Raw genomic sequence first — 15,117 nt, 5'->3', positions numbered from 1 at the left:
GGGCGACGAGGTCGAGGGCTCGACGCCGGAACTCCGGTGGGTGAGCAGCAGGCATCTCACGGACTCCTTCCGAGACGATCATCGCCTCAACTCAGGTGTCCGGAAAAGCGGGGCAGGCTCCACCACGCGCACAATCGCGATTCGTCTGCTGCGGTCGAAGACGAGCCACACCCCCGGCTCGGGGGAGCGCTGCAGCTGAGACATCGGAGACCAAACCTGTACCACGCGCGGCCCTCACGCCCCGTTGACGGTCATGAGCCGTTGATCCCGCCACCGGCAGCATGGACCACGGCGGCGGCATGATGAGCGAAGACGACATGCAATCGCTCAAGCAGGCCACCGGAACCGACGCCGCCCGGCTGTTCCTCCAGCAGATGATCGAGCACCACCGCGGTGCCATCGACATGGCCCTGGAAGAAGCGACCAACGGCCAGAACAGCGACGCCGTCGCACTCGCCAACACCATCATCGAGGCGCAGACCTCCGAGATCGCCACGATGGAGGAGCTTCTCGCCACTCTCTGATCCCGCCCGGGGTGGGGCGCGGAAAGCCCACCGCGCCCCACCACCTGATCAGACGAAACGCACCCTGTGGCGCGACTACAACTACCACCGCGCGCCGGTCTCCGGCCCCGCGCCTTGTCCTTCACCACCCTCACCGCAATCGTCGCGCTTGCTCTGTGGGCGAGCATTCGGGTGGCCCACTGATCCGGCGAGAATGAGCATGGTTCCCAGTTGGATGCAGACGTGACGGACACGGCATTTGACGATATCATCGCTATGTGGCGATGAATAAAGAGGGTGGTCTACTCGATCCTGACGCGACCGCTGTGTACGCGCACCTATTCGACGCGCTTGGGGACCCCACGCGATTGGCGGTTCTCCAGCATCTGGCGTCCGGCGAGCATCGCGTCCGGGATCTCGTCCAGCACCTCGGATTGGCGCAATCAACCGTAAGTAAGCACCTCAGCTTCCTGCGGGACTGCCGACTAGTCACTGTTCGCTCGGAGGGTCGGGCTTCCTGGTTCGATCTTGCGCAACCTGTGGCGACTGCGGCTCTCATTAACGCCGCCGAACTCCTGCTGAGAGACACCGGCACGCGTGTCACGCTATGCGCTCACCTTCATCAGCCTGGTGAAGACTTCGCCCTTGGAACGGACGCGGCCTGATGGGCGCCGGTCACACGCACGCACCGTCTACCGGCGCGGCCGGGCATCCGACCGACCATCGGGCGCGTCTCTGGATTGCGTTTGCAATCACCGCGGCAATCGCCGTGACTCAAGCGGTTGGATCCTTCTTTACCGGCAGTCTTGCCCTCCTCACGGACACGGCCCACGCACTCACTGACGCATCCGGACTTCTCGTTGCACTCATCGCCGCGACGCTGGTGCTGCGGCCGGCTAGTGCGCGACGCACGTGGGGGTTCCGTCGCATCGAAGTTATCGCTGCCTTCGGGCAAGCGGCTCTGTTGATGGCGGTAGGGGGTTACACAGCCATCGAGGGGGTACGCCGGCTCTTCGAGCCCCCGGAGGTGCCAGCTGCGGAACTGCTGGGTTTTGGAGTCGTTGGGTTAGTCGCGAACGTCATCGCCATCTTCGTGCTGTCTTCCAGTCGCGGAGCTAACTTCAACATGCGGGCAGCGTATCTGGAAGTGCTGAATGACGCGCTGGGATCACTGGGGGTTATCGTCGCGGCTGTCGTCATCTGGACGACGGGTTTCTTTCAAGCGGACGCCATCGCCGGTCTTTTCATCGCCGCTCTCATCGTGCCGCGTGCGTTCAAGTTGCTACGCGAGACGTCGTCGGTGTTGATGGAGTTCACCCCCGACGGTTTGGACTTGGACGATGTGAGATCTCACATTCTCCAACTCGACCACGTCATAGACGTCCATGACCTACACGCCTCGACAGTCGCCACCGGCCTGCCGACAATCAGCGCGCATGTCGTGGTTGAAGACGAATGCTTCACGGACGGACACGCAGCCGCTGTCCTCAAGGACGTCAGAGCATGTGTGGCTCAACACTTCGAGGTGTCCGTGCTGCACTCCACCTTCCAGATTGAGACAGCCGACCTGCAAGATTCGGAACCCGGGGATGTCCGTCACGCTTAATCGCGGGCGCCGAACCGCTCGAACGGGCGTGTTCGCAGCCCGATCGCATATCGGCACACCGTCGGCCGTTCCCAGCCATTCGCCCAGAACCTCTCCGTACACTGGCTGCTGATGTATACCGACGCTCACGCCCGGCGCTCAGCGCTGGCGAAAGAGCACGGAGCGATAACGCGACTCATTACCATCATCGCCCTCGGGGCCCTCCTGCTGCTCGGAGTCGTGGCCCTCAACCATGGCGACAACGCCCCGGTAAGCGGTGTGGTCGCGACGGCATCTGACACTGCGCCGCACGACCCGGCCGCACCCGTCGCTACCTCTATCGTCGAGGCGAGCGTGTACGACGTATCGCCCGGAATGGCGCTGTGCGTTCTCGGCGTCGTCTGCGGATTCGTGCTGTACCTCGTTGTTCATCTCCTGGTGCGCCGCGGACCGGCTGGGATCACACTCGTCTGGCGCGCCCTCCCGCCGTCTTTGATCCACCCGGTGTCCGGCAGGCCTGAGGGCCACGCCCTCACAATCGCGCAACTGGGTATCTCTAGAACCTGACATCGGCACGTCGCCCCCGCGGCGACACTCATCCCGGGCAACCCGGGCTTTTCTTGTGCCGTCAAGTGTTGGAGTACCCATGAAAATCAACTGGAAGGCGACGGTCATTACCGCCGCCGTCGCCGTCGCGGTCGTCGCGGGGGCTGTCATCTATGTCCTAGTCGATCAGAACAACACCCGCGTTGCCGCCGAGGAACGGGGAGGAGGGTCGATAGCGGTTGTTAGAGACGACTCCCACGTCCTCGACGACGCCGGCGACGGCGCCATCACCATCGTGGAGTTCTTGGACTTCGAGTGCGAAGCCTGCGGCGCCTACTACCCCGTCGTCGAAGAGCTTCGTGTGAAGTATGAGGGACAGATCAACTACGTCGTTCGCTACTTCCCCCTTCCCGGCCACATCAACTCCGAAAACTCAGCGGTCGCTGCGGAGGCCGCGGCAGCCCAGGGACGCTTCGAAGACATGTACAACCGTCTCTTTGAGACGCAAGCACAGTGGGGGGAGTCTCAGCAAAGCCAAGCGGAGCTGTTCCGCTCGTACGCGACCGAGTTGGGCTTGGATATGACGGCCTACGACGAAGCTGTCGCCGACCCTGCCACTCTCGAGCGCGTTCGATCCGACCTCGACGACGGACGCGCCCTCGGCGTGGACCGAACCCCTACGTTCTTCGTCGACGGCGAACCTCTTGTCATTGAACGATGGAACGACCTTGAAAGTGCCATCACCACCCGCTTGGACGGCACCCCCTAGTGGCGGGCCTGTCACACCGACGAGTCATCATCGTGGGCGCAGGGCAGGCTGGATTGGCAACTGCAGCGGCACTGATCGCTCGCGGCATGGAACCGCAGCGTGACTTCGTGGTCATCGACAGTTCCGCGCGGGGACAACGCACGTGGAGTGCGCGCTGGCCTTCTATGCGGTTGCTCAGCAATGCTGAGCACTCCAGCTTCCCCCGCAGACCACTGGAGGGTGACCCGTATCGGTACCCCACCCCGGGAGACATCGAAGGCTATCTACACAGATTCGAAGCGGAGCTCGGGGTAAACCCCGTCTGGGGTGTCCAGGCCCTCGCCGTGACTCGCCACGGCAACGGCCCAACCCTGCTCTTGAGCACCACGGTTGGCGAAGTGCAGACCCGCAACGTCGTGTGCGCTACCGGCGCCGCAGCACGTCCCCGATTTCCGAAATGGGCCGCGGACGCCGAAGTCGAAGGAGTACAGATGCACACCAACGCCTACAGAACACCCGAGCAGATTCCGCGAGGCCGGGTACTTATTGTCGGCGGTGGTATCGCCGGGACGGAAGTTGCTTCCGACCTCGCGAAGTCGCACGACGTCACTCTGGCGGTCCGCACCCGACGGGCTGAAGCGCATCCGCGGCAATTCCCCACCCAGCCGCGCGTCTCACCGTGGCGGCGCGTGAAGATCGCCCCAGAACCCCTCTACGACGCCCTCCGAGATAAAGGCGTCTCCATTCGAGCCGAGACGATTGGGGTGGACGGGGCCAAGTTCGCCTTCGCGGATGGCTACCGGCAGGCCTACCAGTCAGTCGTGTTCGCCACCGGGTACGAAGCGGGCGACGAGTGGTTGCCCACGCAGCCGCAGCTTCAGCGACGCATCCCCACCGCGACGACGCTACCCGGTCTGTTCGTTGCCGGAATCCCCGTGCACAGCCAGGCCAGAGCTAACACCCTTCCCGGGGTATGGACGGACGCGGCTCGTATTGCCCGATTCATCTACGCCCGACCTTGAAAAGACCAATGAGATTCTTCCTCGTATCCAGACCTCGCCATCGCGCAACGCAGGTCACGGTGACGCTGTGCGCCACTGTCGCTCTTAGCGCCGCCCTCATCGTTGCAGGACCCGCCGCGCCGACCTTTGCTGTCGTGGCCCCGGCGCTGAGCTCGGCCATGGATGTCAGCTTCACCACTGCGCCTCTGAGCGTCGAACGTTCAGGAACCACCGTAACGAGCTCCGAGACTCCATCACCTGGGCACCAGACCCATCCTCATTCCACGGCCACCCCACGCGCGGACGGTCGAGGAGTGCCCACCGGCGGTGGCGAGGTCGCTCCCGTGCTGGGAGTCTCCGCGGTGGCGATGATTCTCGGCGGAGCGCTGGTCACGCTTCTGGTCACAGCGCGGCGAACCCGCCACCTCCGGAAGGGCCAAGAAGGTGACCGCTGAGAAGACGCGGCCGTTCGCCGTCGCCTGCATGGTGGCAGCGGCCGCGGTGTTGATAGACCAGTTCAGTAAAGCCATCGCCCTGACTGCGCTTGCCGACGGGAGACGGGTGCCCATTATTGGGGACGCATTCGGTCTGCAACTCGCCTTCAACCCCGGCGCGGTGCTGGGAACGGGCTCGGGCATGACCTGGGTTCTCACCTTGATAGGCGTGGCAGCCGTTGCCGGGCTTTTCGTCCTGGCGGCCCGCGCGCGAACGGTGGGATGGGCGGGTGGTGTGGGGCTATTCCTCGGTGGAGCTGTCGGCAACCTCATCGACCGTTTCATGTCGCCGCCAGGATTCGCAATCGGCCACGTCACCGACTTCCTTGCATACGGGCGTCTGTTCATCGGCAACTTGGCAGACGTCTTCCTCGCCGCTGGAGCGATAGCGGTTGCAGTGATGCTGATGCTCCGCCAACGCGCCCACAGTGGCACCAAGGTCGCGCCTGCCACACCACCCACGTTCGGGGTTCCCCCGGAGGACAAGCAATGAAAAAGACCAAGACGCCATCTCGGTATCAACGAAACGCCCTCGCCCCCGGTCTGATCGCCGCAGCCGCCCTGTTCGTGGCGCCAGCGCTGCTGGACAGCGGCTGGTTCACGCTTGTGCGCTTCATCGTGGCAATCTTGGCGCTCATCGTCGCCTCGTTCGCCTACCAGGAGCGGCAGCTGTGGTGGGTGCCGGTGTTTGCTGTGATCGCGGTGGCATGGAACCCGGTGCTCCCCATCCCCGCTGAAGGTGTTGTCTGGACCGCGGCGCAACCCGCAGCCGCAGTCGTCTTCCTTGTCGCGGGAGCCATCATCAAGAGGGAGCGGGCATGAATCGCAAACTCCTCGCCCTCGGCACGGCGCTCATCATCGTCGGCGTGATGAGCGGTTGCACCGCCACGACCCAAACAACGGACGCCGGCGCGGGCGCATCGTTCTCCGATGGGAATTTCCAAGTGGCCGAGATTGCCGCGTCGGACAGAGGCGAACCCGTTCAGTTCGAAGGCGTCATCGAAACCGGTGAAACCGTCACCAGCGACGACTACCGAGGTGAGGTGCTCGTGGTGAACTTCTGGTACGCCGCCTGCGGACCGTGCATCGTCGAGGCTCCCATGCTCGAGGAGGTCTTTCTGCGCTTCCAGAACGAGGAAGTCGACTTCCTCGGAGTGAACACCTACGACCAAGCTGAGACAGCACTCTCTTTCGCGCGCGAGAACAACGTCACCTATCCCAGCGTCATCGACGTCAATGACGGTCAGGTGAAACTCGCCTTCGCGCAACTCACCCCGATCCAGGCCACACCCACAACGCTCGTAATGGACCGCCAGGGTCGCCTCGCCGCCCGCATCATCGGCCAACTTCCCAGCGCGTCCATCCTGTCCACCATCGTCGCGGACACGCTGGCGGAGAGACCATGAGCGCCGGGGCGCTCGTCGTCGACGGCGCACTCTGGCTTGCCATCCCCCTCGCCCTGGTCGCCGGTCTCATCTCCTTCCTATCGCCCTGTGTCCTACCGCTGGTGCCCGGCTACCTCGGGTACCTCGGAGGTGTGGCCGCCCCTCCCACCTCCACAACCGGAGGAGACGGTGCGACGACGGTCACCACACGCCCGCGGCTCGTAGCAGGCGTCCTGCTCTTCATCGCCGGATTTACTGTGGTCTTCGTCGCCGTGACCGTCTTGGGGGGATTCTTCGGGGTGGCGCTCTCGCGCTACGCCGATCTCCTTACCCGCGTCTTCGGCATTGTGAACATCGTCCTGGGGCTGGTCTTCACAGGCGCAATCCGGCTTGGACAGCGTGGCATGCGTCCGACCCTCCGTCGTCGAGCCGGGCTCGTCGGCGCTCCGCTTCTCGGGTTCTCACTTGGTGTCGGCTGGACACCGTGCATTGGCCCCACACTCGCAGCAATCCTGTCCGTGTCGTGGAACCTTGGTGACCCCGCCCGAGCCGGGCTCCTCGGTCTGTCTTACTCACTCGGCCTCGGAGTGCCCTTCCTCGTACTGGCGCTCGGATGGGGGTGGGCTGCGCGGTCCGTCACAGTCCTCCGCACTCACATCCGCACACTCAACCTCATCGGAGGCGCCGTGCTCATCCTGCTCGGGCTGCTCATGGTGACGGGCGTGTGGACCTCGCTCATGTCACTTCTGCAACAGGTGGTAATCAATGTCCCCCTCCCGCTCTGATACCCGCCACGTCGATTCAGACCCGCGGCGGCCGGCGGACCATCCTGACGGGGCCCCGAACGATCAAGACGGCCCACAGGTAAAGCTGGATGGCAAAGGGTGGCTCCGCTGGACATGGCGCCAGCTCACCAGCATGCGCACCGCGCTCATCCTCCTGCTCTCCCTCGCCCTGGCCGCAGTACCCGGCTCACTGTTTCCTCAACGAGGCGCCGACCCCAACGGCGTCATCCAATGGGAGCGCAACAACCCCGAGTGGTTCCCGTTCCTCGACGCCGTCGGATTGTTCGACGTTTACTACTCGCCCTGGTTCTCGTCCATTTATCTGCTGCTGTTCGTATCCCTCATCGGGTGCGTCATCCCGCGGGCGAAACACCACTACCGCGCTCTCAAAGGACAACCGCCGCGCACACCCATCCGGTTCGCTCGACTCCCCGAACACCTCGAGCGAGCCATCCCCGGCGAGCATCTCACCCCCGCGGCAGCTTTGGATCTTGCCGAAACAGAACTCGCCCGGCGTCGCTATCGCGTCCGCCGCTACGACGGGAAGGGGTGGACCTCCGTTTCGGCCGAACGCGGGTACCTCCGCGAGACCGGCAACCTGCTCTTTCACATCGCCCTGGTCGGCGTGCTCGTCTCCGTCGTCGTCGGCAAGGCGTTCGCCTACACCGGCCAGCGCGTCGTGGTGGAGGGGACAACCTTCGTCAACACCCTCAGCGACTTCTCCTCCTTCGACCCCGGCCGTTTCGCGGACGGATCCAACCTGACGCCGTACTCCCTCACGCTGGACCGTTTCGACGTCACCTACCAGCCAGCAGGCTCCCCTGGCGGTGGGCAAGCGGGCGACTTCGCCGCCAACGTCACGATCAGATCCCCCGGAGCAGACGACCGAACCGAGCGGGTGGTCGTCAACTACCCCATCACTGTAGGGACCGACCGCATCCATCTCCTCGGAAACGGTTACGCGCCTACCCTCACCATCCGTGACGCGGAAGGTCAGATCGTTTATAGCGACTCACTACCCTTCCTCCCGCAAGACTCCAACATGACCTCACTAGGCGTCGTGAAAGTTCCGGATGGCTTGCCGCAGCAGCTCGGGCTGATCGGCTTTTTCTACCCCACACAGGACACCTTGCCCTCAGGTGCCGCCACCTCGATCTACCCCGACGTAATCAACCCCGTCATCACCCTCAACGCATTCGCAGGCGACCTGGGCATCGACGATGGAACCCCCCGTTCCGTCTACGCCCTGGAAGTTGACCAACTCACCCAGCTCACCGGCGGCAACACCGGACAGGAATCCATTGAACTCAGGCCCGGTACCACCGGTGCGCTGCCCAACGGGTGGGGCACCATCACCTGGGAGGAAGCCGACGGTGCTCCGGTGAAACGGTTCGCGTCCCTGCAGATCCAACGCGACCCCAGCAGCGGCTGGGTCCTCGCGTTCTCTGTGCTGGCCTGCGTCGGGCTGTTCACCGGACTTCTCATACCTCGCCGCCGAATCTGGGTGAAAGTCCACCACTCGGCGACCACAACCGACTCGACGATCCACGTGGAGTACGCCGCCCTCGCCCGAGGAGACGACCCGGGGCTTGCCCGCGCGGTCCAGCACCTAGCGGAGGCTCACACAGAAGTGTGTGAGCGGGCGAATACGGCCGCGCAGCCACGATAGGTCCACAGCTATGAACGCCCCCCTCGACCTTGGCGACTACCTGCTGCCCGCAGCGCACCCCTTTACCCTTTTGCCGGGCGCCGCAACGGTGATGGCCACCATCTACCTCCTCGGGGCGCTGCGTCTGTGGCGGCAGCATCGACGGTGGTCGGTGTTGCGCACGGTGAGCTTCGTCTCCGGCTGCGCAGCCCTCGCCGCCGTCACCGGCCTCGCTGTAGAGGACTACGGCAAAGCCCTGCTTTCGGTGTTCATGTTTCAGCAGCTGACATTGATGATGGCCATCCCACCGCTGCTCGTGCTCGGTTCCCCGGGAACCCTTCTGCTGCGTGCCACCCCGCACCGCGGCGTCGGAAAAAGTGTCCTCAAAGTGGCGCACGGCGCGTTGCGGTGGCGAGGGTCAAGATGGGCCCTAAGCCCCTGGGTCGCGTTACCCGCCTACCTCGCGGCCTTCTACGGCCTGTACATCGCAGATCTGCTCGATCCCGTCCTAGCCCTCCCCGGCGGTCACACCGCCTTAGAATCGGCGTTCCTGATCAGCGGGATCCTGTTCACCATCCCGGTGCTCTCCACAGATCCACTACCGGTCCGCATGAGCCACGGAGGACGGGCACTCGACCTTTTCGCTGAGGCAGCGTTGCACGCCTTCTTCGGGGTGTTCCTCATGATGGCGACCAGTCTGGTAGTAGGAACATTCGCTGAATCGACCATTGCCCTAGGGATCGACCCCATCGAGGACCAACGCGTAGCCGGCGGTCTTGCATGGTCCTATGGCGAGGCGCCCACACTCATCATGATCCTGATCGTGATGCACCGGTGGTTCCGGCACGACTCCGTTCGTGACGCCGCCGCAAGCAGATGGGCGGACGCGCACGGGGATCCAGAGCTCGACGAGTACAACGAGTACCTGCGCCGTCTAGAGAAAGGCGGGTCCGCATGACAGCACTTCGAGGGGCAACCGGCGCGCTGCGCATGCCCTCTATGTGGACCAGCGGCACGGATTCCTTGCCCGTGACGGCGGCGTTGCCCTTGGCGGCAGCGGCGGGGTTGCTGATGGATGCGGCCACACCGGACCTCGGATGGTGGCCGCTTGCTTTCGTGAGCGTGACGATCCTGCTCGCGGCTCTCCTCGGAAGAGGCACGCTCGCTTCCTTCGTCGTGGGTTGCGTCTTCGGGGCCGTGTTCAACCTTGCCCACCTCGTATGGGTGGCGCAATTCCTCGGACCAGTGCCCTGGTTGGCCCTCAGCGCCCTGCAGACAGTCCTGATCGGTGTCAGCAGCATAACCATCACCCTCACCTACCGTTGGGTGAAGGTACGTAGGCTCGGCGGGGCCTTAGACCTGCTGGGTATCCCCGCGCTGGTAGCAGCCCTGTGGGCCGCGCGGGAAGTACTTGTCGGAATGTGGCCGTACTCGGGCTTCCCCTGGGCACGGGTAGGAATGACGCAAGTGTCGGGACCATTTCCTGAAGTGGCGTCCTGGGTGGGAACGACGGGTGTGACCTTCCTCGTCGTGGGCGTGTGCGCCGCCCTCGTGCAGGCCCTCAGACCGGGGCGTCGCACTCTGCGTGCCGGCGTGCCGGCGCTCGTGGGAGTCCTGCTCATGGCGGTCACACCCCAGTACGCCACCCGGAGTATCGGAACGTTCACCGTCGGGTGGGTCCAAGGCAACGGGCCGGCAGGCTATTTCGACGACCGCAACGAAGGCGACATGCTCCGAGCCCAAGCATCAACATCGAAAACGATTCGGGGCCAGCAGATGGACGTGCTCGCCTGGCCAGAGGGCTCCGTGGACATCGACCCGGCGTCTTCAGAACCCACACGTCGAGTGCTGAGTGAAATCTCCGCCGCGTACGGTGCCCCGCTCCTAATGAACGCCGCAACCACGAGAGGCGAGCAAACGTTCAACTCAACCATGCTGTGGACGACGGACGGTAGCGAGCAGAGCTACGACAAACTCAACCCCGTCCCGTTCGGCGAATACGTGCCCGACCGGTGGCTGTTTGAACGTCTCGCACCTGACCTTGTCAGTCTGATCCAGAGGGAGTACACCCCAGGCAGATCGGCGCCAGTGATGGATATAGGAGGCACCCGCGTCGGGCTGGCGATCTGTTTCGACGTCATCTACGACGACGTGATCTTCGATGCAGCACGGCAAGGCGCGCAGGTCTACATCTTCCAGACAAACAACGCCGACTTCCGCGGAACAGACGAGAACGTGCAGCAGCTCGCCATCGCGCGAATGCGAGCCATCGAAACCGGGCGCGCAGTGGTCAACGTCTCCACCGTGGGAACAAGCCAAGTGATCAACCCCGATGGGTCGACCGAAGAGACCATCGGGGTGGACACGGCCGCTGGCCGAGTGAGCGAGGTGCCGCTACGGGCGGGGATCACGCCGGCGAGCTGGCTCAGCCCCACCATCGAAATTGCCATGGTCGTTGCATCGGCCGGTGTGCTGTTGTGCGTTCGTCTGCGCATCCACGTTCGTGCGCGGAAACGGTGATGAGCTGGACAAACGGCAGACCGCATCGCGCACCCCGCGCGAGCAGCGCACGCTTGGCCTCCGATGCCAGGCTGCCCCGGCTTGGCTGTGACGGCCAGTTCGGATTGGTACCATCGCTGCGATGCCGGTAAGCACGGGACGCGCCCCACTTGGGGCCAGTACCGCCTCCGTCGTGAGAATGAGGATCATCGCCAGCCTCGTCCTAATCTTGATGTGTCTGCTCGCTGTATGGTCAAGCAGCCACTCTGATGCTTCCACGACCTCCGATGCGGCGTCCGCGACCCACACGTGGGAGAGCGATCAAGGTAGTCGAACAGTCCTCGATGAGCCCGCCGGTGACGTTGTCAACAGCCTGACGCAGGCTCTCCCAGCGGCGGCCGTAGCGCTATGCCTGGTAGGCGTGTGTGTGGCGGGAATGCTGCTGGAGCATCGCTTCCGTCTCATGCGGTCGAATCTCAATGTCATCCGCTCACCTCGACGCGATCAGCCTCACGTTTTACGTACCGTCCGCTCACACACCACGACGCTGAGCTTGACCGAACTGTCTCTCTCACGGACCTGACCCGTACCGGGGCTCCGAAAATCACACCTTCTCGGCTGATCTGACGCCAACGAAGTTGTAGTCGAACGCAACTTCCCACCCCTTCGGGCGCGGCCGTACAGGTGCACTCGGAGCGTTTCTGATCCGACGCTCGACGACTGCCGTGGGCGCCCAATCCCCGGGCGCCGCAGTCCCACTGAAAGACGCCATGCACACACTTTTCGCCCCCCGTTCGCCTCGCTGGTTCGCAGCCGCCGGCATTGCCGTGACGGCACTATCCCTGATGTTCGTTCTACCCGGTTCGCCGCCGGCTCGTGCTCACGACGCTTTGGTCCAGTCCTCCCCAGCAGCGGACTCAGTCGTCTCAGCGACGCCCGCTGAGGTGTCAATGACATACAGCGGGGAGGTCTTCGACGCCTCCAGCGCCATCGCGGTCGAAGTGATTGACTCCTCAGGAGCGAACGTTGCACTGACGCCTCCGGTCGTCGCTGACACGACGGTGACCCAGGCAGTGAAGCCAGTCACGTCTCCAGGCGTAGTCACGGTGCGATGGCGCGTGGTCTCCAGCGACGGTCACCCCATCAGCGGTGAGTACGCGTTCACGGTTGACGCTCCCGTAACGCCCACGGCGTCCGCCGAACCGGACCCCTCTGCAACCACGGGTGCCCCCTCCTCATCTGAGCAGAGCCCGGCCATCTCGTCGACACCAGAACAAAGCGCGACAGCAGACGCCGTGGCGGAGGTCGAAGAGCCACGGAGCGGAATCGGTCTTCCGCTGTTAGTGACTGGCGTCGCTGTCGTCATTCTGGGCGCGGCGGCGCTTGTGCTTTTCTCGTCCGGACGGCGTCGACGACAGCAGCAGGTGGGGCAGTGAAGGAACACCGTCAATGAGCAGTGAGATTTGGTCGACACACCAGTCACGCCCTCTAACGCGCAGGGAACGGCGCCACGCTGATGAGTTCAGGATGCGTGAGGCGCGGAGCTCCCACGGTCCTGAGGCCGCGCGCGCAATGCGCGCCCGCCCGCTTGTTGCGAGTGCGTTGGCGCTGGCGCTCATGTGTCCTCTGGCGCTGCCGGCGTACGCGGCCTCACCTGTCACGGACTCCGAGCCGACCTTGCAGCAAGCCGCTGCGGACGACTCACAACAATTCACCGTGTCCTCCGCGCTCCCCGCTTCGCCCCTGGACAGGCAGAGCTACGCAGCGACGTCTCAGGAAGAAATTCATCAGAAAAAGGCGCGAGAGGCTGCGGCGGCCGCGGCCGCCGCAGCACGCGCAGCTCGGCCCGCTACCACCTTCGCTGCTGAACGCGCAGTCCCCGTCCTCGCCGCCGGTAGCGGGGTTGTGCGCTGGCCATTGACCTCGACGTTCAGAGTCACGGACCAATTCGGAGCAAGAGGCGGGGCGCACATGGGCACCGACATGGTGACCGCGGGCGGCACGCCAATCTACGCGTCCGTGGCCGGGACAGTCGATGTCTCGAGCGAGAGCTATGGCGCCTACGGCGTCGCTGTCACCGTTGAGTCCGTCGTCAACGGCCAACGTATCCGGGCCGTCTACCCGCACATGCAGTACAACACTCGGCAGGTCGGCAGCGGCCAGGAAGTGCAGGCGGGCCAACTCCTCGGACTCGTCGGAAGCACAGGCCGCTCCACCGCAAACCACTTGCATTTCGAGGTGTCCGTCAACGACGTCACCGTGGATTCCCTGGCGTGGTTGGAAGCGAATGCTCAGTGACTAAACGCGCCATTACAAAGCGCGGCGGCAGGCGCCGCGCCGCACCGCAGCGAACGGCACTGCAAAAGAAACTCGACGATCGATACGGCCGCACTTCGCTTCCCTGGCGTCGCCGAGCTTTCTGGATCAGTGTTGCTGTGTTCGCGGTGGCTGCCATTGCCTACCTGGTCTGGATCACACTTCAAAATAGCTTGGACGACATCTCCATCGCCGAGACCGGCTACCTCGTCGTCGATGAGCGGGCTGTGACGGTGTCCTTTCAAGCCACCCCTCCCTCCGGCGCACGGTTCGCGTGCGCCATCCAAGCCCTGGACGAGGATTTCGGCGTCGTGGGGTGGCGGGTCGTCGAGTACGCCCCCTTCCCCGAGACCACTCGATCCTTCACCGAGCGCGTTCCGACTCTCGCCCTGGCAACCACCGGCACCGTCAAAGAGTGCTGGACAATCTAAGGATTCCACCCGTGACCGAATCATCCGCCCTCACCCTTGATGGGCTGTCCCTGCTGATGGTGTGGACGGCCATCGGCGTTTACGCGCTCGCCTTTGCGGCGTATGCCATCGACCTTGCCGTGCGCGTGTCTCGCGTCGAGGCGCCCGCTGCGGAACTCGTGACGGTCGGGGACGTGGCTCCACCGGTGGCGCCCCCGGCGGCCGCGGTGCAATTGCAAGTGCCGCCACGTGAGCGCGAACGTCTCGTATGGGCACGTATCGGAACCGCCCTCACCATTTTGGGATTCGCGCTGCAGCTGAGCGGGGATGTCCTCCGAGGCATCGCCGCAGCTCGTGTGCCGTGGGCGAACATGTACGAATTCGCACTCACCGGCACCCTTCTCATCGTCGGCGTGTTCCTTTTCGTCCTTCGGTGGTACGACCTGCGTTTCCTCGGCTCCTTCTTGCTTGGGATGGTCGTCCTTCTTCTGGGTGGTGCGACCTTGGCGTTCTACGTCGAAGTCACCCCTCTGATGGACCCGCTGCGAAGCGTGTGGCTTGTCATCCACGTCTTCGTGGCCTCCCTTGCGACTGCGCTGTTCGCCATCGCGTGCGGCCTGTCCGTGACGCAACTTCTGCAACACCGGCGCGAGAATCGCCCCTCCGTCAACACGCGGCGGGGCCTGCTTCGAACCCTGCCCACCTCTGAAGATCTGGAAGCCCTGGCTTACCGGTTCGCCATCATTGGCTTCATCTTCTGGACCTTCACCCTGATCGCCGGAGCCATCTGGGCAAACGACTCCTGGGGACGCTTCTGGGGTTTTGATACCAAAGAGGTGTGGACTTTCATCATCTGGGTGCTGTACGCCGGGTACATCCACGCCCGTGCCACCCGTGGATGGCGCGGTAACCGTTCTGCGTGGCTGTCCATCGTCGGGTTCGCTGCGGTGCTATTCAACTTCACTGCCGTGAACATGTTCTTTAAGGGTCTGCATGCCTATTCGGGGCTGAACTGATGCCTACTTCCGGCGCCAAGCTTGGGCGCGCCCACCCGACGGTGACGGTGGGGTCACCTGGTGGACTGACCCCGTCTTGTAGGTCCAGTCGTTGTGTGAGTCGTCCTGTCGCCCGAGGGTTCGGGCAGGGAGACTGGTCAGATCATGACGAACAGCAGGAAGCGTCACACCCCGGAGCAGG

At 64.1% G+C, this 15,117-nt stretch carries 17 protein-coding genes; all 17 read left to right on the top strand.

What is annotated here, in order from left to right; translation table 11 throughout:
* The first annotated feature begins 281 nt into the window (after nucleotides 1-281).
* The 17 genes from MHY30_RS14355 (at nucleotide 282) to ccsB (ending at nucleotide 14,936) form a co-directional block, all read left to right on the top strand.
* On the top strand, nucleotides 282-524 hold the full coding sequence (locus MHY30_RS14355; RefSeq protein ID WP_083709110.1) for a DUF305 domain-containing protein: 243 nt from the start codon (nucleotides 282-284) through the stop codon (nucleotides 522-524).
* A gap of 263 nt (nucleotides 525-787) precedes the next feature.
* The gene (locus MHY30_RS14350; RefSeq protein WP_083709113.1) at nucleotides 788-1,168 is read left to right on the top strand and encodes a helix-turn-helix transcriptional regulator; all 381 of its coding nucleotides are present in this window, start codon (nucleotides 788-790) and stop codon (nucleotides 1,166-1,168) included.
* Entirely contained in the window at nucleotides 1,168-2,109 is a 942-nt protein-coding gene (locus tag MHY30_RS14345; RefSeq protein ID WP_076677867.1) for a cation diffusion facilitator family transporter, read from the top strand. The genes MHY30_RS14350 and MHY30_RS14345 overlap by 1 nt, the downstream gene beginning before the upstream one ends.
* A gap of 111 nt (nucleotides 2,110-2,220) precedes the next feature.
* Nucleotides 2,221-2,655: a hypothetical protein gene (locus MHY30_RS14340; RefSeq protein ID WP_076677865.1), complete on the top strand. Its 435-nt coding sequence runs from the start codon at nucleotides 2,221-2,223 to the stop codon at nucleotides 2,653-2,655.
* Nucleotides 2,656-2,734: 79 nt separating this feature from the next.
* Nucleotides 2,735-3,403: a thioredoxin domain-containing protein gene (locus MHY30_RS14335; protein ID WP_076677862.1), complete on the top strand. Its 669-nt coding sequence runs from the start codon at nucleotides 2,735-2,737 to the stop codon at nucleotides 3,401-3,403.
* Nucleotides 3,403-4,404, top strand: a complete 1,002-nt coding sequence (locus MHY30_RS14330) for an NAD(P)/FAD-dependent oxidoreductase (RefSeq protein WP_076677860.1) — start codon at nucleotides 3,403-3,405, stop codon at nucleotides 4,402-4,404. The genes MHY30_RS14335 and MHY30_RS14330 overlap by 1 nt, the downstream gene beginning before the upstream one ends.
* Nucleotides 4,405-4,827: 423 nt before the next feature.
* Nucleotides 4,828-5,370 (top strand): signal peptidase II, encoded by a 543-nt coding sequence (locus MHY30_RS14325; RefSeq protein WP_083709109.1) that lies wholly within the window; start codon nucleotides 4,828-4,830, stop codon nucleotides 5,368-5,370.
* Nucleotides 5,367-5,699, top strand: a complete 333-nt coding sequence (locus tag MHY30_RS14320; RefSeq protein WP_076677858.1) for a DUF6804 family protein — start codon at nucleotides 5,367-5,369, stop codon at nucleotides 5,697-5,699. Before MHY30_RS14325 ends, MHY30_RS14320 begins: the two co-directional genes overlap by 4 nt.
* The gene (locus tag MHY30_RS14315; protein WP_239278258.1) at nucleotides 5,696-6,283 is read left to right on the top strand and encodes a TlpA disulfide reductase family protein; all 588 of its coding nucleotides are present in this window, start codon (nucleotides 5,696-5,698) and stop codon (nucleotides 6,281-6,283) included. The genes MHY30_RS14320 and MHY30_RS14315 overlap by 4 nt, the downstream gene beginning before the upstream one ends.
* Entirely contained in the window at nucleotides 6,280-7,047 is a 768-nt protein-coding gene (locus MHY30_RS14310) for a cytochrome c biogenesis CcdA family protein (RefSeq protein ID WP_076677854.1), read from the top strand. Before MHY30_RS14315 ends, MHY30_RS14310 begins: the two co-directional genes overlap by 4 nt.
* 133 nt (nucleotides 7,048-7,180) lie before the next feature.
* A complete protein-coding gene (locus tag MHY30_RS14305) occupies nucleotides 7,181-8,716 on the top strand; it encodes a cytochrome c biogenesis protein ResB (RefSeq protein WP_278100885.1) in 1,536 nt (511 codons plus the stop codon).
* Between the two features lie 10 nt (nucleotides 8,717-8,726).
* Nucleotides 8,727-9,653 (top strand): cytochrome c oxidase assembly protein, encoded by a 927-nt coding sequence (locus MHY30_RS14300; RefSeq protein WP_076677849.1) that lies wholly within the window; start codon nucleotides 8,727-8,729, stop codon nucleotides 9,651-9,653.
* The gene (gene lnt / locus MHY30_RS14295) at nucleotides 9,650-11,215 is read left to right on the top strand and encodes an apolipoprotein N-acyltransferase (protein ID WP_239278247.1); all 1,566 of its coding nucleotides are present in this window, start codon (nucleotides 9,650-9,652) and stop codon (nucleotides 11,213-11,215) included. The genes MHY30_RS14300 and lnt overlap by 4 nt, the downstream gene beginning before the upstream one ends.
* A gap of 749 nt (nucleotides 11,216-11,964) precedes the next feature.
* On the top strand, nucleotides 11,965-12,630 hold the full coding sequence (locus MHY30_RS14290; protein WP_083709108.1) for a copper resistance CopC family protein: 666 nt from the start codon (nucleotides 11,965-11,967) through the stop codon (nucleotides 12,628-12,630).
* Between the two features lie 535 nt (nucleotides 12,631-13,165).
* Nucleotides 13,166-13,492 carry a M23 family metallopeptidase gene (locus MHY30_RS14285; RefSeq protein ID WP_239278227.1) on the top strand — a complete coding sequence of 109 codons (327 nt, stop codon included), beginning with the start codon at nucleotides 13,166-13,168 and terminating at the stop codon, nucleotides 13,490-13,492.
* Complete coding sequence (locus MHY30_RS14280; protein ID WP_308192667.1) at nucleotides 13,468-13,941, top strand: DUF4307 domain-containing protein; 474 nt, start codon at nucleotides 13,468-13,470, stop codon at nucleotides 13,939-13,941. Before MHY30_RS14285 ends, MHY30_RS14280 begins: the two co-directional genes overlap by 25 nt.
* 11 nt (nucleotides 13,942-13,952) lie before the next feature.
* On the top strand, nucleotides 13,953-14,936 hold the full coding sequence (ccsB, locus tag MHY30_RS14275; RefSeq protein ID WP_239278206.1) for a c-type cytochrome biogenesis protein CcsB: 984 nt from the start codon (nucleotides 13,953-13,955) through the stop codon (nucleotides 14,934-14,936).
* The last annotated feature ends 181 nt before the right edge of the window (nucleotides 14,937-15,117 follow it).

It is taken from the genome of Microbacterium sp. ACRRU (assembly GCF_022346945.1).
Taxonomy (GTDB): Bacteria; Actinomycetota; Actinomycetes; order Actinomycetales; family Microbacteriaceae; genus Microbacterium; species Microbacterium mcarthurae.
The sequence above is the reverse complement of the archived record's forward strand: the minus strand, read 5'-3'. Positions and strand labels throughout refer to the sequence as shown.

What these genes read in the sequence shown, in the direction of transcription:
- MHY30_RS14355 (WP_083709110.1), top strand. Translation starts at nt 282, where the DNA reads ATGGACCACGGCGGCGGCATGATGAGCGAAGACGACATGCAATCGCTC.
- MHY30_RS14350 (WP_083709113.1), top strand. Translation starts at nt 788, where the DNA reads ATGAATAAAGAGGGTGGTCTACTCGATCCTGACGCGACCGCTGTGTAC.
- MHY30_RS14345 (WP_076677867.1), top strand. Translation starts at nt 1,168, where the DNA reads ATGGGCGCCGGTCACACGCACGCACCGTCTACCGGCGCGGCCGGGCAT.
- MHY30_RS14340 (WP_076677865.1), top strand. Translation starts at nt 2,221, where the DNA reads ATGTATACCGACGCTCACGCCCGGCGCTCAGCGCTGGCGAAAGAGCAC.
- MHY30_RS14335 (WP_076677862.1), top strand. Translation starts at nt 2,735, where the DNA reads ATGAAAATCAACTGGAAGGCGACGGTCATTACCGCCGCCGTCGCCGTC.
- MHY30_RS14320 (WP_076677858.1), top strand. Translation starts at nt 5,367, where the DNA reads ATGAAAAAGACCAAGACGCCATCTCGGTATCAACGAAACGCCCTCGCC.
- MHY30_RS14315 (WP_239278258.1), top strand. Translation starts at nt 5,696, where the DNA reads ATGAATCGCAAACTCCTCGCCCTCGGCACGGCGCTCATCATCGTCGGC.
- MHY30_RS14310 (WP_076677854.1), top strand. Translation starts at nt 6,280, where the DNA reads ATGAGCGCCGGGGCGCTCGTCGTCGACGGCGCACTCTGGCTTGCCATC.
- MHY30_RS14305 (WP_278100885.1), top strand. Translation starts at nt 7,181, where the DNA reads ATGCGCACCGCGCTCATCCTCCTGCTCTCCCTCGCCCTGGCCGCAGTA.
- MHY30_RS14300 (WP_076677849.1), top strand. Translation starts at nt 8,727, where the DNA reads ATGAACGCCCCCCTCGACCTTGGCGACTACCTGCTGCCCGCAGCGCAC.
- lnt (WP_239278247.1), top strand. Translation starts at nt 9,650, where the DNA reads ATGACAGCACTTCGAGGGGCAACCGGCGCGCTGCGCATGCCCTCTATG.
- MHY30_RS14290 (WP_083709108.1), top strand. Translation starts at nt 11,965, where the DNA reads ATGCACACACTTTTCGCCCCCCGTTCGCCTCGCTGGTTCGCAGCCGCC.
- MHY30_RS14285 (WP_239278227.1), top strand. Translation starts at nt 13,166, where the DNA reads ATGGGCACCGACATGGTGACCGCGGGCGGCACGCCAATCTACGCGTCC.